A 19,161-nucleotide genomic window follows, 5' to 3' on the forward strand; every position below is an offset into this window, starting at 1 on the left:
ATTCCGACGCGGAGCGTCGGAACGATAGTCATCTAACTGACATCTCAAAATCGCAAGCGTCAGCTATCTTCCAGCCAGAAACGCAGCGGCTTACCCTGAGCAGGCCACAAGCGCAGTTGCTCGATGGGCGAAATGTCCCAGCGTTGCACACTGCTGATGGCTTTGATAAAGCGCTGCTCTTGCTCCATCAGCGCGGGGGCGCACATCTTGCGGGTCTTGCCCACCGGGCCGAAGCTGATACTGTGGTCGTTCAGCGTATAAGGCGCGAACCAGTGGTTGCAGCCTGCATTGCCATACGCTCGGCCATCGGCACCCAGGGTCATGGTCAGGTGACTGTTGTCGATCAGCGGACGTTCGCCGATCCATTCCATTACGTAGCTGTGGTCCTGGCGGATCGGCAGCGGGTCAGCGGTACAACCGGCCAGCAGCGCGCCGCCGATCAGGCTCAGGAGCGCAAACTGTTTCATGCCGCTTGCTCCTGGCACTTCTTGCACAAGTGCTTCTCGCCTTCGGTTTTCCAGCCCAGTTCCGCGATGCGCGCAATGGCCGCGGGTTTCTGCGCCTTGACGCCCAGCTTGCTCTCTACCATGAATTCGAAGTTCAGTTCGGCGGCGCAGCTGTCGCAATTCACTTTCCACTGATGAATCGCCAGCTCGTCGAATACCGGGCCCTTGGCCACTGCGATCCACTGGCCGGGCGGGTTGATCAGGTGCCGGACTTTCTCGACTGTCAGGCGCATGTGCAGGCTTTTGCTGCCCTTGATGGTCACCAGCAGCTGGTCACTGTCATGAATCGAGCCGCCGTTGCCGGTGACCTGATAGCGACCGGGGGCCAAGGTCCGGCATTCGGTCAATGTGTGCTGCGGGTTGAGCATGCTGTAGCGAAAATCGTGTTCGACCATGGGTCCTCCAAAATTGCGCGCATCCTATCACGCTCCGCGCCGATCGTTTCCTGGCGTGAGGCTATGACTGTGGTGGCAATGCTGCGCGTCACACCATGACCTAAGAATCGGACGCCGAGTGGTCAGAGCAGCATTTCTGCGCTGCGGACATCCCGGGACGTGTGTGTAGTGCAGGGCGCTGGCGCGTGAGGAACGACAGGTGTCAGTCCTGAGCGTGAGAGGTGATCCGTCACGCCGTCACCCGCGCCTCGGCTTCCAGACGAATGATGGCCTTGTCCAGATCGTCCAGAGCGTCCTCGGTGTGCGCAGCGTTCTGCTTGAGCAGGGTCTCGGCGCGCTGGCAGGCGGTGCGCAACTGCGGGACACCGCAGTAACGCGTTGCGCCGTGCAGACGATGAATGCGTTCGATCAGCGCCTGTACATCCTGACTGGCTCGCGCCACACGGATAGCCTCGCGGTCGGCGTCCAGCGAGGCCAGCAGCATGGCCAGCATGTCGGCGGCAAGATCCGGCTTGCCTGCGGCCAGGCGCAGCCCTTCTTCAGGGTCCAGCACCAACGGCCCGACATGCACTTCAAGCGCTTCATTCTGGCGTTCCGGTGCCGGGTTGCGCAGCGCCAGCCCCGTCCACTTGAGAACCACTTGCGCCAGTTGCCGTTCGCTGATCGGCTTGGTCAGGTAGCCGTCCATGCCGCTTTGCAGCAGCGAGCGTTTTTCATTGGCCATCGCGTGGGCCGTCAGCGCCACGATCGGCAGCGAGCTTTGATTGCGCTCGGCCTCCCAGGCGCGAATCGCTTCGGTAGCCTGGCGTCCGTCCATGCCGGGCATCTGCACATCCATCAACACTAGATCGAACGCCTCCTGCTGCACGGCATTGACCGCCGCATAGCCGCCCTCGACAGCCACGACTTCTGCGCCCATGTCCTCAAGCAGGGTCTGCACCAGCAACAGATTGGCCGGGTTGTCGTCCACGCACAGTACCCGCGGCGCACGGCTCGACAGTGGCGGGCCGATGTCGGCGCGGATCGCTCGCGGCGCGATCAGTTCGGACAAGGCTTTTTGCAGCTTGCGGGTACAGGCAGGCTTGGCCTGTAGCTGGGTATAGACATCGTGAACGGCCAACTGGAACAGCGCGTGCTCGGTGGTCGGGCACAGCACCATGACCTTGCAGTTGAGGTTTTCCAGGTCCCAGATGTGCTGGCGTAGCCGTTCCGGGGATATTTCCAGTGCGGTCACGCCGAGCACCGCCAGATCGATGGCTGCCGGAGTTTCGTGAGCCGCCGTCACCCCGTTGAGCAGGTTTTCGAGGTTGTTGAAGACGATGGTGTGCAGGCCGCAGTCTTCCAGTTGGTGCTCCAGCGCCTGACGCGCCAGGTCATGATGTTCAAGCACCGCGGCACGCAGCCCTTCCAGCGGAATATTGAGCGATTCTTCCTTGTCTTCACGGGCCTTGGGCAGTTTCAGGCTGATCCAGAATTCCGACCCTTCGCCCGGTGTGCTGTCGACACCGATTTCGCCGCCCATCTGTTCGATCAGACGCTTGGAAATCACCAGCCCCAGCCCGGTACCGCCCGGCTGGCGCGAGAGCGAGTTGTCGGCCTGACTGAACGCCTGGAACAGCGCCCGCACGTCCTGACTGGACAGCCCGATCCCGGTGTCCTGCACGCTGATGCGCAGTTGCGCGTGCTCTTCGGTTTCGTCCTCGAGCATGGCGCGGGCGACAATGGTGCCTTCACGGGTGAATTTGATGGCGTTGCTGACCAGATTGGTCAGGATCTGCCGCAGGCGCAGCGGGTCGCCGGAGAGCGCCAGTGGCGTGTCGCGGTACACCAGACTGACCAGTTCGAGCTGCTTGGCATGCGCCGCCGGGGCGAGGATGGTCAAGGTGTCCTGGAGCAGATCGCGCAGGTTGAACGGGATGTTATCGAGCACCAGCTTGCCGGCCTCGATCTTCGAGAAGTCGAGAATTTCGTTGATGATGCTCAACAGGTTGTCGGCGGACTTCTCGATAGTGCCCAGATAATCGAACTGACGCGGCGTCAGCTCGCTTTTTTGCAACAAATGGGTGAACCCCAGAATGCCATTCAGCGGCGTACGGATTTCATGGCTCATGTTGGCGAGGAATTCGGATTTGATGCGGCTTGCTTCAAGGGCTTCCTTGCGTGCCAGATCCAGCTCGATGTTCTGGATTTCAATGGTTTCCAGGTTCTGCCGGACGTCCTCGGTCGCCTGATCGATGCTCAGTTGCAGTTCTTCCTGCGCGTTCTGCAAGGTGGCTGCCATGCGGTTGATGCCCGACGCCAATTCGTCCAGCTCCCGGCTGCCCAGCGGCGGCAGGCGGGTTTCGAGATTGCCGTCCTTGAGCTGCGACACAGCCTGCTTGATCTGGCTCATTGGCCCGTTGATGGTACGGCTCATGCGTACGGCAAGGGTGGCGGTGCACGCCAGTCCGGCGAGGATCAGCAGCAGGCTGGCAAACAGGCTTCGATAGCCGCGCAGCAGCGTGCCGTTATGGGATATTTCCAGCTCGACCCAGCCCAGCAGCGTATCGGCTTCGGCTGGAATGATCGGGCTGGTCAGGTGGCGTTGATTGCCGAATACCGGCAGCAGGTAGCGCGTGGCGTCGGTCCCGGTCGAACTGAGCAACTGCGAGCCGCTGCCGATCGGTGACGGACTGATCATGGTCGGCCCGGCGTGGGCCAGTGGCGTGCGATCGACATCGAGAAACGACACGGCGCGCACGTCGCTTTGTTCCAGAGTCTGGGTCGCGATGCGACTCAGCAGCACCTTGTCCTTGCGCCCCAGTGCGTTGGCTGCCAATGGAGCAAGATCCTGAGCGATCATTTCGCCACGTTGCAGTAACTGACTTTGCAGCTCGCTCAACTGCATCCAGGTGAAATAACCACCGAGCATCGCAGCCATCAGGCTGGCGGGCAGGATTGTCAGTAGCAGCACACGGCCTTTTATACCCAGCTTGGTCAGCACGCTTTTTCTCCGGCAACACGTATCAGTCCGTCGATATCAGGCATCGGCTGCCCGGCGGTATCGGCACAAGGGGCTGAGTTTAGCCATTTACCGGGGGGTGGGCATATAACTCTGTGCTCAACGGCCAGCTGTCGGGGTTGGAAATACCTATGCTTATTCTTTTTGGGAATAAACAGCGCACTTTGCGTGATATGGGCTTTGGGCGTTTGCCGTTATGATAGGCACCCCCCGCAGTCTGGATTGCGAAGACGCCATGACCCTGCAGTATCAAACCATTGCCGATTGCGTCGGCAACACCCCGCTGGTGCGTCTGCAACGCATGGCGGGTAACACCAGCAATACCCTCTTGTTGAAGCTTGAAGGTAACAACCCCGCTGGCTCGGTAAAAGACCGCCCGGCATTGTCGATGATCACCCGTGCCGAGTTGCGCGGCCAGATTCATCCGGGCGACACGCTGATCGAAGCCACCTCCGGCAATACCGGCATCGCACTGGCCATGGCTGCCGCGATCAAAGGCTACCGCATGATCCTGATCATGCCGGACAACTCCAGTGCCGAGCGCAAGGCGGCGATGACCGCCTATGGCGCCGAGCTGATTTCGGTCAGCAAGGACGAAGGCATGGAAGGTGCTCGTGATCTGGCCGAGCGCATGCAGGCCGAGGGCCGCGGCAAGGTGCTCGATCAGTTCGCCAATGGTGACAACCCCGAGGCGCATTACACGTCCACCGGTCCGGAAATCTGGCGGCAGACGGCGGGTACCATTACTCATTTCGTCAGCTCGATGGGCACTACCGGCACCATCATGGGCACTTCACGCTACCTCAAGGAGCAGAATCCCGAGGTGCAGATCGTCGGTCTGCAACCGATGGAGGGCGCTTCGATCCCGGGTATTCGCCGCTGGCCGCACGAATACCTGCCGAAGATTTACCAGTCGGACCGCGTCGACCGCATCATCGACATGGGCCAGACCGAAGCCGAAGACACCATGCGCCGACTGGCACGCGAAGAGGGCATCTTCTGTGGCGTTTCGTCGGGAGGCTCAGTCGCTGGAGCATTGCGTATTTCCCGCGAAGTCGAAAACGCCGTGATTGTGGCGATCATCTGTGACCGAGGCGACCGTTACCTGTCGACCGGTATCTACGATTCGCCCAACTGATGGCCAGGCATGAACGAGGTCTGCGCTTTCAGCCCACGGGCGGCGTCAAGACCGCGCAGATTCCTGTCGGTAAAAAACAGCGGCTGAGCATTGAGCGACTGTCCGACGACGGCCGCGGTATTGCCTTTCTCGACGGCAAGACCTGGTTTGTCGCCGGGAGCCTCGCAGGCGAGGAGGTCGAGGCCCGGGTGCTCAATGCACGTGGCAAGATTGTCGAGGCCCGTACCGAGCGGGTCTTTGCCGCCAGCGACATGCGCCGCGCGCCGGCCTGTGATTATTTCGGTCGCTGCGGTGGCTGCAGTGTTCAACACGTGCCCCATGAAGAGCAGCTTGCCCTGAAACAGCGCATGCTCGCCGAGCAGTTGCTGCGCGTGGCGAACGTGGTGCCGGATGAATGGGCCGCGCCGTTGAGCGGGTCCGAACTGGCCTATCGTCGACGCGCGCGGGTCGCGGTGCGCTGGGATTCCAAGGCCAAAAGGCTGGACGTGGGCTTCCGCGCGGCCGCCAGCCAGGACATCGTCAACATCGAAGAATGTCCGGTGCTGGTACAGGCCTTGCAACCGATCATGAGCCAGTTGCCTGGCATGCTGAAAAGCTTCAGCAAACCGCAGGTGCTGGGTCACGTCGAGCTGTTCAGTGGTTCTTCGGCCGCCCTGTTGCTGCGCCATACCGCGCCGCTCGCCGATGCCGACCTGGCCAGCCTGCGGGCGTTCTGCTCGACGCACGGTGCGCAGCTCTGGCTGCATGGCGACGGCGAGCCCCAACCGGTCAGCGCGGGCGATACGCTGGGTTACCGGCTGGAGCCGTGGAACCTGCAACTGGCGTGGCGACCGGGAGATTTCATTCAGGTCAACGCGGCGGTCAATACCGCGATGATCGAGCAGGCCCTGCAATGGCTGGCACCTGCGAAAGATGAACGGGTGATGGATCTGTTCTGCGGTCTGGGCAATTTTGCCTTGCCGCTGGCCGGTCTGGTGAAGGAAGTGGTGGCGGTCGAAGGCGTTGCGACCATGGTCGAGCGTGCAGCCGTCAACGCAATGAGTAATGATTTGCACAATGTGCAGTTTTTTCAGGCGGACCTTTCCCAGCCGCTGACACATGCCGACTGGGCAGCGGAAGGGTTTTCTGCGGTACTCTTGGACCCGCCGCGTGACGGGGCCTTTGAAGTGGTTCGCCAGATCAGAAAAACAGGTGCCCGGCGACTGCTTTATGTTTCATGCAACCCGGCAACTTTGGCTCGTGACGCGGTCGAACTGATCAGTCAGGGCTACCGATTAAAACGTGCCGGAATTCTCGATATGTTTCCTCAGACGGCGCATGTCGAGGCGATGGCTTTATTTGAAATGAGTAAGTGAGCGGCGTTCACTGGAACGAGGTCGTTGCTGACAAGGAATCTCATTTAATCCGACTGGCCCGCGAATGCCGGTCCTTGCTTGCCCGGCAAGTGGCATTCGCTCAGAAGGCTGGCGACTGATGGCGCTATTCATCGCGCCGTAGGGAAGGTAAGCAGCATGGTACAGGTGAGAGCGAACCAGCCGATAAACACAGACGGCAGTATCAATCTCGACGCGTGGCTCGATCATATTGTCAGCGTCGACCTGGTCCTGGACCGGGAAGTCATGAAACAGGCCTGTGAATTTGCCCGGCAAGCCGAGCAGAACGACAAGGCCCACAAGAATCATTGGGCAGAGGGCACCTCCAGTTTCCAGACCGGTCTGGAAATCGCGGAGATCCTCGCTGACCTCAAGCTGGATCAGGACTCGCTGGTTGCGGCGGTTATTTACCGTGGCGTGCGTGAAGGCGTTATCCCCTTACCTGAAGTCGAGCAGCGTTTCGGCGCGACGGTCGCCAAGCTGATCGACGGCGTACTGCGCATGGCGGCGATCAGCGCCAGCCTCAGCCCTCGTCAGTCATTGGTGCTGGGCAGTCAGGCGCAGGTCGAAAACCTGCGCAAGATGCTGGTGGCGATGGTCGACGACGTTCGGGTTGCGCTGATCAAGCTGGCCGAGCGCACGTGTGCGATTCGGGCGGTAAAAAACGCCGACGACGAAAAACGCAACCGGGTGGCCCGGGAAGTCTTCGATATCTATGCGCCGCTGGCTCACCGTCTGGGCATCGGCCACATCAAATGGGAGCTGGAAGACCTGTCTTTCCGCTACCTGGAGCCTGATCAGTACAAGCAGATCGCCAAGCTGTTGCATGAGCGCAGGCTGGACCGCGAGCGCTTCATCAGCGACGTCATGTCCCAGCTCGACAACGAGCTGCAAGCGACCGGTGTGACGGCTGATATCAGCGGCCGTGCCAAGCATATCTATTCCATCTGGCGCAAAATGCAGCGCAAGGGGCTGGCGTTCAGCCAGATCTATGATGTGCGTGCGTTGCGTGTGCTGGTCCCGGAAATGCGCGACTGCTACACCGCCCTGGGCATCGTGCACACCTTGTGGCGGCATATTCCCAAGGAGTTCGACGACTACATCGCCAACCCCAAGGAAAACGGCTATCGCTCGCTGCACACTGCGGTCATCGGGCCTGAAGGCAAGGTGCTGGAAGTACAGATCCGCACCCATGCCATGCACGAAGAAGCCGAACTGGGCGTTTGCGCGCACTGGCGCTACAAAGGCACCGACGTCAAGTCCGGCTCCAATCATTACGAAGAGAAAATTTCCTGGCTGCGTCAGGTGCTCGAATGGCACGAAGAGCTGGGTGATATCGGCGGGCTGGCCGATCAGTTACGGGTCGATATCGAGCCGGACCGTGTCTACGTATTCACCCCTGACGGCCATGCCATTGACCTGCCGAAAGGCGCGACACCCCTCGATTTCGCCTATCGGGTGCACACCGAGATCGGCCATAACTGCCGTGGCGCGAAAATCAACGGTCGGATCGTACCGCTCAACTACAGTCTGCAGACCGGCGAGCAGGTCGAAATCATCACCAGCAAGCACGGCACGCCGAGCCGCGACTGGTTGAACTCGAACCTGGGCTATATCACCACGTCCCGCGCGCGGGCCAAGATCGTTCACTGGTTCAAGTTGCAGGCCCGCGACCAGAACGTCGCCGCTGGCAAAACCCTGATCGAGCGTGAACTGGCGCGCCTTGCGCTGCCACAGGTTGATTTCGACAAACTGGCGGACAAAGCCAATCACAAGACTGCCGACGACATGTTTGCAGCTCTGGGTGCGGGTGATCTGCGTCTGGCGCAACTGGTCAACCTGGCTCAGCAGCAGGTTGAGCCTGATCGCGTCAACGAACAGCTGGAGTTGATTCCGCGCAAGGCCACCGGTTACAAGCCCGGCAAGCGTGGCGATATCCAGATTCAGGGCGTTGGCAACCTGATGACACAAATGGCCGGCTGCTGCCAGCCGCTGCCGGGCGATGCGATTGTCGGTTACATCACTCAAGGCCGTGGCGTCAGCATCCACCGTCAGGATTGCGCTTCAGTGCTGCAATTGGGCGGTCGTGAGCCCGAGCGGATCATTCAGGTCAGTTGGGGGCCGGTGCCGGTGCTCACTTATCCGGTGGACATCATTATCCGCGCCTACGACCGTTCCGGCCTGCTGCGTGACGTGACTCAGGTGCTGCTCAACGAGCGGATCAACGTGCTGGCGGTCAATACCCGCTCGAACAAAGAGGACAACACCGCGCTCATGTCGCTGACCATCGAGATTCCGGGTCTGGACGCGCTGGGGCGGTTGCTGGGGCGTATTTCCCAGTTGCCGAACATCATTGAAACGCGCAGGAACAGGACGCCATAAGCGTTGCCTGCGCTCACAGGGAGCCCCATGTATACAGTTCAAGACCTGCTGAACCTCATGAGCCGTCTGCGTGATCCGCAATCCGGCTGTCCATGGGATCTGAAACAGACGTACGCCAGCATCGTGCCGCATACGCTGGAAGAGGCCTACGAAGTGGCCGATGCCATCGAGCAGGGCGATCTTGACCACCTGAAGGGCGAGCTGGGTGATCTGCTGTTTCAGGTGGTTTTTTACGCGCAACTGGCCAAGGAAGAAGGCCGGTTTGAATTCGACGCTGTGGTCGACGGCATTACCCGCAAGTTGCTGCGTCGCCATCCCCACGTGTTTCCGACCGGTGAGCTGTACGCGCCAGCAGAGACGCCGCGCCTGACCGATGAGCAGGTTAACCGGCGCTGGGACGAGATCAAGGCCGAGGAACGTGCCGAAAAGTCTGGCGCGCCCGAACAGTTGTCGTTGCTCGATGACGTGCCGGTGGCCTTGCCTGCGTTGAGCCGCGCAGCCAAACTGCAGAAACGTGCCTCTCAGGTGGGTTTCGACTGGCCTGCGGCGCTGCCGGTGGTCGACAAGGTGCGTGAAGAACTCGATGAAATTCTCGAAGCCATGGTCGACAATGACGCCGCGGGCATTGCCGAGGAAGTCGGCGATCTGCTGTTCAGCGTCGTGAACCTGGCCCGGCACCTTAAAGTTGACCCGGAAACTGCGCTACGCTCGGCTAATAGCAAGTTCGACAGACGCTTCCGATTCATTGAACAGGCATTGCGCCACATCCAGCGTCCTATCGAAGAGTGCTCGCTCGAAGAAATGGACGCGTTGTGGGGTGAAGCCAAACGTCAGGAAAAAAGCACGCCCGGCTGTGGCTGAGTGTGCGGTAACGGTATAAGTGAGTAGACAATGAGCCTTTCCCTTCGCGATCAGTTGCTCAAGGCAGGTCTGGTCAACCAAAAGCAGGCCAAGCAGGTCGGCAAAGAAAAGCAGAAAGAGCAGCGTCTCGTGCACAAGGGGCAGGCTCAGGCCGACGACTCGCAAAAGCGTGCAGCTCAGGAAGCCATGGCCGAAAAGGCCAGACGTGACCAGGAACTCAATCGTCAGCAGCAAGAGAAGGTCGAGCAGAAGGCGCGCACGGCTCAGGTCAAGCAACTGATCGAAGTGTCGCGCCTGCCCAAGCTGATCACCGAGGATTACTACAACTTCGTTGACGACAAGAAGGTCAAGCGGATCTCGGTCAATGCGCTGGTGCGTAACAAGCTCAGCAGCGGTTCACTGGCTATCGTTCACCACGGCGGTGGTTACGAGATCATTCCGCGCGAAGCTGCGCTGAAGATCCAGGAGCGCGACCCGCGCCGTATCGTGTTGCTCAACACCCCGACCGAAGCCCCGGATGCCGATGATCCGTATGCGGCGTATCAGGTGCCCGATGATTTGATGTGGTAAACGGCTGACCCGTCATGACAAAACCCGCATTCAGCGGGTTTTGTCGTTTATGGGGCTGGTGCTTCCGGCTCGGAAGCGTTGCTCAGTGGTTACCCTGGCTTTCCAGCGCTTCCAGCTCTTCCTTGTAGCGAAGGGCATCGGACTCTACGTGGAACATGCCCACCAGTTGATCCTGTTGATGCACGTCCCAGATCTGGATGCCGTCGGCCACGGCTTCGTGAGAGAGGTGGGCGTCGTCGCGTTCAGTAACTCTGACAGTCATAGTAGTAAGCTCCTGACTTTGATGGCCTTGATGGTTAGGCCTCTGGATACTGCGGCGATGTGTCGCAGGACTCTTTTATAGAATTTGTTAGCTCCCTAAGTAAATAGGCTGTTCAGGTTCATCCGTGATCAAAAAATGACCGTTTGCCTACAGCCCTTGCATGGCGAGGCCTGCAGAGTAACAGCGGCAAAGTGAAGGATTTTTCATGTGCTTCGGCGTGGCGCAGAACCATGACGCAGAGCGTCAGGAAAGGCATTCCCACGCTGGAGCGTAGGAACGATAACCCACCCAACCATCGTGCGACGCTCTGCGTCGCATGCCGTTCCGGACGCACCTGCGTCCTCTTTGTGACGCGGAGCGTCGAGAACTGCATTCCCACGCTGGAGCGTAGGAACGATAATCAGCCCAACCATCGTGCGAAGCTCTGCGTCCTCGATCCTCGTGGCCAATAAAAAGCCCCGCTGAAAAGCGGAGCTCTGTGTGGCGATGGGTCAGGGCAATCAGCTGCCTTTGACGGCCTTGCCGTTGACGGTGCCGTCGAGCAAGACGATGTTGTATTCCTTGCCGTCGGTTTCGACCTGTTGCAAGCGCACCAACAGGTAATCCCAGTCTTTGGCGAACCACAGCACGGTAGTGCGCTTGCTTTGCGTCGGATCACGCACGCGCTCGACCTTGATTGCATCGACCTGGCCGGTCTTGGTGGTGACTTTTTCCGAACCCAGCACGCGGAAGTCGTAGGTGTCTACTTCATCACCGTCGACCACCTGATAGCTCATGCTCTTCTTGCCGTCGGCGATGTCATGTTGCAACGCCAGCTGATACGTGGACTTGTCGAGGATGCCACGGTTGAGCGGCAGCTTGATCGCATCGCCACGGTCGGTGCCGGTAACGAATTTGGTATTCCAGTCGAACGCCAGATCAACCTTCTTGGACTTGCCCAGACCGCTGCGCTCGAAGCTGTAGGTCTGTGGTAACAACGTGTCCTTGTCGACTTTCAATGTGCTGACTTCGGTCAGGCTGGCGATCATCATCGATGCCTTGAAACTCAGTGTCCAGGTGCCATTGGCCCCGGCTTCCAGGCTGCGTTCGGCAGTACCGCTCATCGGCAGCTGCTTCCAGTCGGCGGTGTAGCTGGCGGAGAAAGGTTGAAGGTCTGCAGCCTGTACCGCAGGCAATGCGAGCAGAGCGAAAGCGAAGAGCAGAGCGCGACGCATAATATCTCCTAATGTCGAATCAGATGGCCGCTGGCCGGGAGTAGCTGGCTATCCAGTAACGCACCTTGTTCGCCAAGGCTCAATCGGCCTTCGGCAAACCAGCGAATGGCCAGTGGGTAAATACGGTGCTCTTGAACATGAACCCGTTGCGCGAGCGCTGCTGGCGTGTCGTGCAACTGTACCGAAATAACTGCCTGTACGACCAGCGGCCCGCCATCGAGTTCCTCGGTGACAAAATGCACGCTGCAACCATGCTCGGTGTCGCCGGCTTCCAGCGCACGCTTGTGCGTGTGCAGACCTTTGTATCGCGGCAGCAGGGAAGGGTGAATGTTCAGCAGGCGGCCATGATAGTGGCGGACGAACCCTGCGCTGAGGATGCGCATGAATCCGGCCAGTACCACCAACTGTGGCTGGAATGTGTCGATCAGTTCGATCAGCGCTGCATCGAAGGCCTCACGGCCTTCATACGCGGTGTGATCCAGCACGCAGGTGTCGATGCCAGCGTCTTTGGCGCGTTGCAGGCCGAACGCATCCGCACGGTTGGAAATCACTGCGCGGATGCGGACGGGGCTGGCCCCGTCCTTGAAACTGTCGATCATCGCTTGCAGGTTGCCGCCGGTGCCGGACAGCAGCACCACGACATCGCAGATGGCCGGCATCAATGCGCCTTGAGGTTTTTCAGCTCGACCTGTGCCGCACCTTCGGCAGCGTCAGCGATCTGGCCGATCACCCATGGCTGCTCGCCAGCTTCGCGCAGAACCGTCAAGGCGGCTTCGACGTGTTCCTGAGCAACGCAGATGACCATGCCCACGCCGCAGTTCAGTACGCGGTGCATTTCGTTTTCGGCGACGTTGCCTTGCTGCTGCAGCCAGTCAAACACGGCCGGACGCTGCCAGCTGGCGACATCGACCACCGCCTGAGCGCCTTCCGGCAGAACGCGCGGGATGTTGTCGAGCAGGCCGCCACCGGTGATGTGCGCCATGGCTTTGACTGCGCCGGTTTCCTTGATCAGCTTGAGCAACGGCTTGACGTAGATGCGGGTTGGCGCCATCAGCAGTTCGGTCAGCGGTTTGCCGTCCAGCTGGATGTTTTCGATATCGGCACCGGCTACTTCGATGATCTTGCGGATCAGCGAATAACCGTTGGAGTGCGGGCCGGACGAGGGCAGGGCGAGCAGCGCGTCACCGGCAGCGACTTTCGAGCCGTCGATGATTTCGGCCTTTTCCACGACGCCGACGCAAAAGCCTGCCAGGTCGTAGTCTTCGCCTTCGTACATACCCGGCATTTCAGCGGTTTCGCCGCCTACCAGCGAGCAGCCGGCCAATTCGCAGCCAGCGCCAATACCGGTCACCACCTGAGCGGCAGTGTCGACGTTCAGCTTGCCGGTGGCGTAGTAGTCGAGGAAGAACAGCGGCTCTGCGCCGCAGACCACCAGGTCATTGACGCACATGGCGACCAGATCGATGCCGATGGTGTCGTGCTTGTTCAGGTTCAGCGCCAGACGCAGCTTGGTGCCCACGCCGTCTGTGCCGGACACCAGCACTGGCTGCTTGTAGCCAGCCGGGATTTCGCAGAGGGCGCCGAAGCCTCCCAGGCCGCCCATGACTTCCGGACGCTTGGTGCGCTTGGCGACGCTCTTGATGCGTTCGACCAATGCTTCACCGGCGTCGATGTCTACACCGGCGTCTTTATAGCTCAGGGAGGGTTGCTTGCTCATAAAAAATCCAGGCCTTTAGGGGGGATTCGGAGGTATCGACCGCTGCGTTGGGACCCGTTCAGCACCGCGCTGTCATGCGGTGGTAATGTTGGGCCGTGGCGATTGCCGGTCTGCGAAGGCGCGCGATTTTATCAGGCTTGCTCCCCAGGGGCCATCCTTGCGCCGACAACAGGGCGGTGTTGCACCAAATAAACCTGATGTGGCGTCAGCTGTCAGTGCGAGTGCAGACGTTTAAGGTGTACTTTATGCGCAAATTGAATGATTGGTGGCTCAAGGCTGTCCCAGACTTGCACACCTCCTGAAACAGCTTCTTTTTTACTTTTTTCCGTTCGGGAACTGTCCATGCGTTTTTCCAGAATTATTCTAGCCGGCTGTCTGTCCTTGATCAGCCTCCCCAGCCTCGCTGAAACGGTCAGCAACCTTTATCAGGTTCGTGAACCGGTCAATGGCCAGTCGCCCGATGAGCGCACGCGGGCCACGCAGGCCGCCGTCGACACCCTGGTGCTGCGTCTGACCGGCGACGCCAAAGCTGCGCAGGGTTCGGCCATCGCCGCGCTGCGCAAGGATCCGCAGCAGATCATCAGCCAGTACGGCTACGAGGCCGGCCCACCGGAGACCCTGCTGGTGGACTTCGATCCGGCCACCACCGACCGTGCCCTGCGCGATGCCGGTTTGTCGATCTGGGGCAGTAATCGACCGTCGATTCTCGGCTGGTGGCTGAATGACTCGGTCGAAGGCTCGAATCTGGTCGGTGACGGGCAGGCGGCGGCCGAGCCGTTGCGGCGTGCTGCCCAGCACCGCGGCCTGCCGTTGCGTCTGCCACTGGCTGATTTGAGTGAACAGGGTATCGGTAACGCGAAAACGCTGGAGGGCACTGATCCTGCGCCGCTCAAGGAGGCTTCCGAGCGCTACGGTGCCGACGCGATACTGGCCGTGCACGCCAAGGAAGACGCTGGTCAGTGGCAGGGCAAGTGGCGCTTGTGGCTGGGCGATCAGCGTGAGCAGGGCACGGCGACCGGCGTTACCCCGGAGGCGCTGGCTGATGCGGTGCTGCTGTCGGTGAGTCAGCGTCTGGCGCCGCGTTTCGTCGCCAAGCCCGGTGCCTCCACCGGTCTGCTGGTGCAGGTCCAAGGCATGACGCTCGAGCGTTATGCACAACTGCTTCAGTTACTTGATCCGTTCGGCGTGCGTCTGAGCTCTGTCGACGGCGATAAAGTGGTGTTTGAAGTCAGTGGCAGCACCGAGCAACTGCGCTCGCAACTGTCGCTGGCCAAATTGCAGGAAGTGCCTGCAAGTGAAGCAGTTGCTGCGACACCGCCCGCCGCACCTGTCGATGCTGCGGCTCCGGTTGCGCCTGCTGCAGGTGCTGCTCCTGTGCCCGCACCCGCACCTGCCCCGATGATTGTCCCGGCGTCTGCGCCACAGCTTTATTTCCGCTGGTAATCCGGCAAAAACGCTTTTCCATTGGGTTGAGGGATGTTGATGACTGATACGCGGCGTTGGTTCTGGATCGGCGGCCTGGCCTTGCTGGTCGCTTTCGTGGTGCTGCTGCACACGATCCTCACCCCCTTCCTGGTGGCATTGCTGCTGGCTTATATGGGCGATCCGCTGGTGGATCGCCTGGAACGCGCCGGCCTGTCCAGAACCTTGAGCGTGGTGGCCGTTTTCGGGCTATTCACACTGGTGCTCATGGCGTTGCTGCTGGTGCTGGTGCCAATGCTGGCAAAGCAACTGTTCCGTCTTTACGAGCTGGCCCCGCAGATCCTCGACTGGCTGCAACACTCGGCGCTGCCGTGGGTACAGGCCAAGTTCGGTCTGGCAGACGGGTTCTGGAAGTTCGACAAGATCAAGGCTGCCATTTCCGAGCATATGGGCCAGGCCGGGGATATAGTTTCCGTCGTGCTGTCTCAGGCTACGGCCTCCAGTCTGGCGCTGATCGGCTGGCTGACCAATCTGGTGCTGATCCCGGTGGTGTGCTTCTACCTGCTGCGTGACTGGGACATCATGACCGGCAAGATCCGTGGTCTGCTGCCGCGTCAGCGTGAAGGTCAAATCGTCAAGCTGGCGGGCGAGTGCCACGAGGTGCTGGGCGCGTTCATACGTGGACAGCTACTGGTCATGGTCGGCCTCGGCGTGATCTACGCAGCCGGCCTGATGCTGGTCGGACTGGAGCTGGGTCTGTTGATCGGGGTGATTGCCGGTCTGGCAGCCATCGTTCCTTATATGGGCTTTGTGATCGGTATTGGTTCGGCGTTGGTAGCCGGTCTGTTCCAGTTTGGCGGCGACCTGTACCCGATGATGGGTATCGTTGCTGTATTCATGATCGGTCAGGCCCTTGAAGGGATGGTGCTGACGCCATTGCTGGTAGGGGATCGTATCGGTCTGCACCCGGTGGCGGTGATCTTTGCGATTCTGGCGGGCGGTGAACTGTTCGGGTTTACCGGGATTCTGCTGGCACTGCCGGTTGCCGCAGTGATCATGGTGCTGGTGCGCCATATGCATGATGTTTACAAAGACTCGGAAATCTACGCAGGCGCGGACGATCCCGAGCTGTAAGGGTAATCCGGGCTTCCTCGCTCACCGGCGAGAGGCCCGGACAGGCAATGCATGCATCCCGTCAATCGGTCCTGCCCGACCCGCGCTTTACTCACTTTGACGCAAACCTTTGATTTTGCTTGAGGTCTGTCGCATTGTGCGACCAGCCTCACGGGTATAAACTTTGCGCTCTTTACACAGAGGCCCTTGACGGTTTGCATGAGCCGTTAGTCAGCATGAAACCGATTCAGCTGCCCCTGAGTGTGCGTCTGCGTGATGACGCCACTTTCATCAACTACTACCCAGGCGCCAACGCCGCTGCACTCGGCTATGTCGAGCGGCTGTGCGAAGCCGACGCCGGCTGGACCGAAAGCCTCATCTATTTGTGGGGCAAGGACGGGGTAGGGCGCACGCACTTGCTGCAGGCTGCGTGCCTGCGTTTCGAGCAGATGGGCGAGCCTGCGGTTTACCTGCCACTGGCCGAAGTCATAGATGAAGGTATCGAGCTGTTCGACCATCTCGAACAGTACGAGCTGGTGTGTCTGGACGACCTGCAGGCCGTGGTCGGCAAGCCGGACTGGGAAGAAGCCCTGTTTCATCTGTTCAATCGTCTGCGTGACAGCGGGCGTCGTCTGCTTATTGCTGCGTCGAAATCGCCCCGCGAACTGCCGGTCAAACTCCCTGATCTGAAATCCCGCCTGACCATGGCGCTGGTATTCCAGATGCGCGGACTGTCTGACGAAGACAAGTTGCGTGCGCTGCAACTGCGTGCTTCGCGGCGCGGCCTGCACCTGACTGACGAGGTCGGCCATTTTATCCTCACCCGCGGTACGCGCAGCATGAGCGCCCTGTTCGAGTTGCTCGAGCGTCTCGATCAGGCGTCACTCCAGGAAAAGCGCAAACTGACCATTCCCTTCCTTAAAGAGACGCTCGGGTGGTAGATCAGGCGCTGGTGATGCAGACGGCGGCAGCGCTGCGCCATGCACAACGGATTCTGGTAATCACCGGAGCCGGCCTGTCGGCTGATTCGGGGCTGCCGACCTATCGCGGCACAGGTGGTCTCTACAACGGCAAGACCGATGATGGCCTGCCGATAGAAGTGGCCTTGTCCGGGCCGATGCTGCGCCGTGACCCTGAGCTGTGCTGGAAGTACATCGCCGAATTGGGCAAGGCCTGTCTTGGCGGTGAGCCCAATAGTGCGCATTACGCCATCGCTCAGTTGCAGCGCATCAAGCCCGAGTGCTGGGTACTGACCCAGAACGTCGACGGTTATCATCGTGCTGCCGGGAGCCCGCCGGAGCGTTTGATCGAGATTCACGGGCAACTTTCGCCCTTGTTCTGTCAATCCTGCGGAGCTGAAGATCCTCAGCTGAGTGAGCACTTGCAGCGACCATTGCCGCCTTTGTGCCGGATATGTAGTGGCATTCTGCGACCGTCCGTCGTTCTTTTTCAGGAAATGCTCCCCGATGGGGCACTGAAAACACTGTATGAACAACTGGCTAAAGGCTATGACGCAGTATTGAGTATCGGCACTACGGCAAGCTTCCCCTACATTCACGAGCCTGTCATTCGCACCAGAGTTTCCGGGGGTTTTACGGCAGAAATCAATCCGCAGCCGACCGATCACAGTGCGCAGATGGACGTCTTTTTGCAGTGCCGGGCGTCACATGTCATGGCCGAACTCATAAGTCACATCTAGTTCGATTGAATTTGCAAATCACCTTCATAAAAGGCATAGTCTCGCCATCTTAACTAGTCAGCCACGGTTGTGCCCATGCAGGTTGTTCGCTTCGCACCCCTCGTGCCTCTCGCACTCGTTACATTCCTCTTCGGTTGCTCGGCCAATATGCCGGTCGCACAGCATGAACAGGCCCAGCCCGTTCCGCGTTATCAGAGCGCCAACGCTGTGAATGCCCAGTCCGCAGCCCGTCGTGCCGACGCAGCAGCCTTGCAGGACGAGATGGCCACCGAAGACGAGTTGGCCCAGTTCTCCGACAACAAGTCTTACCAGCTGCCGGTTCTGGCCGACAGTATCCTGGAACGTGGCAAATCCCTGATCGGTACCCGCTACAAGTTCGGCGGCACGTCGACTTCTTCGGGGTTCGATTGCAGCGGCTTTATCGGTTACCTGTTTCGCGAGGAGGCTGGCATGAGCCTGCCGCGTTCCACGCGTGAAATGATCAACGTCGATGCACCGCTGGTCTCGCGCAAGAACCTTCAACCTGGCGACGTGCTGTTCTTCAGCACCCGCGGCCGCGGCCGTGTCAGCCATGCAGCGATCTATGCCGGTAATCAGCAGTTCATCCACTCCAGCAGTCGCCGCAGCGGCGGTGTGCGCATCGACAGCCTTGATGACGCCTACTGGAGCAAGACATTCATCGAGGCCAAGCGGCCTCTGGCAATGGCGCCAGGCACTGTCGCTGTAAAGTCGACGCCTGAGGCCACGCAGACAACGGCGATGACTTCGACTACAGTCAAGACCGCGCCAAAGCGGCGTAAATAAAATAGAACGCGCAGAACAAGGCCTTCGGGTCTTTCTGCGTTTTTGAGCTTCTCGGCAGCGTAAGCCGCATCCGGATAGGTTGTTGTGGTTATGTCGATTGCGTTGCGCCTGATAGTCATCTCTGTTGCTGCGTTGCTGGGGGCTTGTGCCAGCGCGCCGCCACCGCCCAAAGCACCCCGGATCGTTCAGCGTCCGGTGGTTACTGCTCCTCCCCAGATTCTTTCTCCAGCCGCCGAAGACGTGCTGTTTCGCGCGCTGGGGCTGGTCGGCACGCCTTATCGCTGGGGCGGCAACACGCCAGACTCCGGTTTTGACTGCAGCGGTCTTATAGGTTATGTCTATCGTGATGCGGCGGGTATCTCTCTGCCGCGCTCCACGCGCGAGATGATCGTGATGGGCGCACCGAATATTCGGCGCGAGCAATTGCAGTCGGGGGATCTGGTGTTTTTCGCCACATCGGGCGGTTCGCAGGTTTCCCATGCGGGGATCTATGTCGGCGAAGGCCGCTTCGTGCATGCCCCGGCCAGCGGCGGCACGGTCAAGCTCGATAGCCTCGACAAGCCCTACTGGCAGAAAGCCTACCTCAACGCCAAGCGCGTCATTCAGCCAGCCAATCTGGCACAGATTCGGCCGTAGCGCTCTGGCCAAAACTTATCATCGTAACTATCGTGCGACGCTCTACGTCGCACGCCGTTCCGGACGCT

Annotated in this window: 18 protein-coding genes; 11 read left to right on the forward strand and 7 right to left on the reverse strand. The window is 60.0% G+C overall.

The features are described from left to right. Window positions 1–59 precede the first annotated feature (59 nt). From ALO80_RS15200 to ALO80_RS15210, 3 genes are all read right to left on the reverse strand, one after another. Complete coding sequence (locus ALO80_RS15200) at window positions 60–467, reverse strand: META domain-containing protein (RefSeq protein ID WP_054986310.1); 408 nt, start codon at window positions 465–467, stop codon at window positions 60–62. Then, complete coding sequence (locus ALO80_RS15205) at window positions 464–901, reverse strand: hypothetical protein (protein WP_055006454.1); 438 nt, start codon at window positions 899–901, stop codon at window positions 464–466. The genes ALO80_RS15200 and ALO80_RS15205 overlap by 4 nt, the downstream gene beginning before the upstream one ends. Before the next feature lie 229 nt (window positions 902–1,130). Next, window positions 1,131–3,884, reverse strand: coding sequence for a response regulator (locus ALO80_RS15210; RefSeq protein ID WP_055009587.1), 2,754 nt, complete (start codon window positions 3,882–3,884; stop codon window positions 1,131–1,133). A 253-nt stretch (window positions 3,885–4,137) separates the two neighbouring features. Here ALO80_RS15210 and cysM point away from each other — a divergent pair, with 253 nt between their 5' ends. The 5 genes from cysM to ALO80_RS15235 all read left to right on the forward strand — a co-directional run bounded on the left by cysM (window position 4,138) and on the right by ALO80_RS15235 (window position 10,226). After that, complete coding sequence (gene cysM / locus ALO80_RS15215; protein WP_055009588.1) at window positions 4,138–5,040, forward strand: cysteine synthase CysM; 903 nt, start codon at window positions 4,138–4,140, stop codon at window positions 5,038–5,040. Continuing rightward, window positions 5,040–6,395: a 23S rRNA (uracil(1939)-C(5))-methyltransferase RlmD gene (rlmD, locus tag ALO80_RS15220; RefSeq protein ID WP_055009589.1), complete on the forward strand. Its 1,356-nt coding sequence runs from the start codon at window positions 5,040–5,042 to the stop codon at window positions 6,393–6,395. The genes cysM and rlmD overlap by 1 nt, the downstream gene beginning before the upstream one ends. Window positions 6,396–6,551: 156 nt before the next feature. Then, window positions 6,552–8,795, forward strand: a complete 2,244-nt coding sequence (relA, locus tag ALO80_RS15225) for a GTP diphosphokinase (RefSeq protein ID WP_004657204.1) — start codon at window positions 6,552–6,554, stop codon at window positions 8,793–8,795. A 27-nt stretch (window positions 8,796–8,822) separates the two neighbouring features. Continuing rightward, window positions 8,823–9,656, forward strand: a complete 834-nt coding sequence (gene mazG / locus ALO80_RS15230; RefSeq protein ID WP_055009590.1) for a nucleoside triphosphate pyrophosphohydrolase — start codon at window positions 8,823–8,825, stop codon at window positions 9,654–9,656. Between the two features lie 30 nt (window positions 9,657–9,686). After that, complete coding sequence (locus tag ALO80_RS15235; protein WP_054986317.1) at window positions 9,687–10,226, forward strand: DUF2058 domain-containing protein; 540 nt, start codon at window positions 9,687–9,689, stop codon at window positions 10,224–10,226. Between the two features lie 82 nt (window positions 10,227–10,308). Here the strand turns inward: ALO80_RS15235 and ALO80_RS15240 are convergent, their stop codons facing one another. From ALO80_RS15240 to purM, 4 genes are all read right to left on the reverse strand, one after another. Then, the gene (locus tag ALO80_RS15240; RefSeq protein ID WP_002554613.1) at window positions 10,309–10,488 is read right to left on the reverse strand and encodes a hypothetical protein; all 180 of its coding nucleotides are present in this window, start codon (window positions 10,486–10,488) and stop codon (window positions 10,309–10,311) included. A gap of 500 nt (window positions 10,489–10,988) precedes the next feature. Continuing rightward, on the reverse strand, window positions 10,989–11,702 hold the full coding sequence (locus tag ALO80_RS15245) for a DUF3108 domain-containing protein (RefSeq protein WP_054986318.1): 714 nt from the start codon (window positions 11,700–11,702) through the stop codon (window positions 10,989–10,991). Between the two features lie 8 nt (window positions 11,703–11,710). Then, window positions 11,711–12,361 carry a phosphoribosylglycinamide formyltransferase gene (purN, locus tag ALO80_RS15250; protein WP_055009591.1) on the reverse strand — a complete coding sequence of 217 codons (651 nt, stop codon included), beginning with the start codon at window positions 12,359–12,361 and terminating at the stop codon, window positions 11,711–11,713. Continuing rightward, window positions 12,361–13,419 carry a phosphoribosylformylglycinamidine cyclo-ligase gene (purM, locus tag ALO80_RS15255; protein ID WP_055009592.1) on the reverse strand — a complete coding sequence of 353 codons (1,059 nt, stop codon included), beginning with the start codon at window positions 13,417–13,419 and terminating at the stop codon, window positions 12,361–12,363. The genes purN and purM overlap by 1 nt, the downstream gene beginning before the upstream one ends. 342 nt (window positions 13,420–13,761) lie before the next feature. Here purM and ALO80_RS15260 point away from each other — a divergent pair, with 342 nt between their 5' ends. The 6 genes from ALO80_RS15260 to ALO80_RS15285 all read left to right on the forward strand — a co-directional run bounded on the left by ALO80_RS15260 (window position 13,762) and on the right by ALO80_RS15285 (window position 19,093). Next, complete coding sequence (locus ALO80_RS15260; RefSeq protein ID WP_055009593.1) at window positions 13,762–14,862, forward strand: DUF2066 domain-containing protein; 1,101 nt, start codon at window positions 13,762–13,764, stop codon at window positions 14,860–14,862. Window positions 14,863–14,901: 39 nt separating this feature from the next. Beyond that, window positions 14,902–15,975 carry an AI-2E family transporter gene (locus ALO80_RS15265; protein ID WP_054986325.1) on the forward strand — a complete coding sequence of 358 codons (1,074 nt, stop codon included), beginning with the start codon at window positions 14,902–14,904 and terminating at the stop codon, window positions 15,973–15,975. Window positions 15,976–16,190: 215 nt separating this feature from the next. Beyond that, on the forward strand, window positions 16,191–16,895 hold the full coding sequence (hda, locus tag ALO80_RS15270; protein WP_055009594.1) for a DnaA regulatory inactivator Hda: 705 nt from the start codon (window positions 16,191–16,193) through the stop codon (window positions 16,893–16,895). Then, window positions 16,889–17,653: an NAD-dependent deacylase gene (locus ALO80_RS15275; RefSeq protein WP_162491680.1), complete on the forward strand. Its 765-nt coding sequence runs from the start codon at window positions 16,889–16,891 to the stop codon at window positions 17,651–17,653. The genes hda and ALO80_RS15275 overlap by 7 nt, the downstream gene beginning before the upstream one ends. Before the next feature lie 75 nt (window positions 17,654–17,728). After that, window positions 17,729–18,457 (forward strand): C40 family peptidase, encoded by a 729-nt coding sequence (locus tag ALO80_RS15280; protein WP_055009595.1) that lies wholly within the window; start codon window positions 17,729–17,731, stop codon window positions 18,455–18,457. Between the two features lie 90 nt (window positions 18,458–18,547). After that, entirely contained in the window at window positions 18,548–19,093 is a 546-nt protein-coding gene (locus ALO80_RS15285; RefSeq protein ID WP_054986324.1) for a C40 family peptidase, read from the forward strand. The last annotated feature ends 68 nt before the right edge of the window (window positions 19,094–19,161 follow it).

This window comes from Pseudomonas caricapapayae (assembly GCF_001400735.1).
In the GTDB taxonomy this organism is placed as follows: Bacteria; Pseudomonadota; Gammaproteobacteria; order Pseudomonadales; family Pseudomonadaceae; genus Aquipseudomonas; species Aquipseudomonas caricapapayae.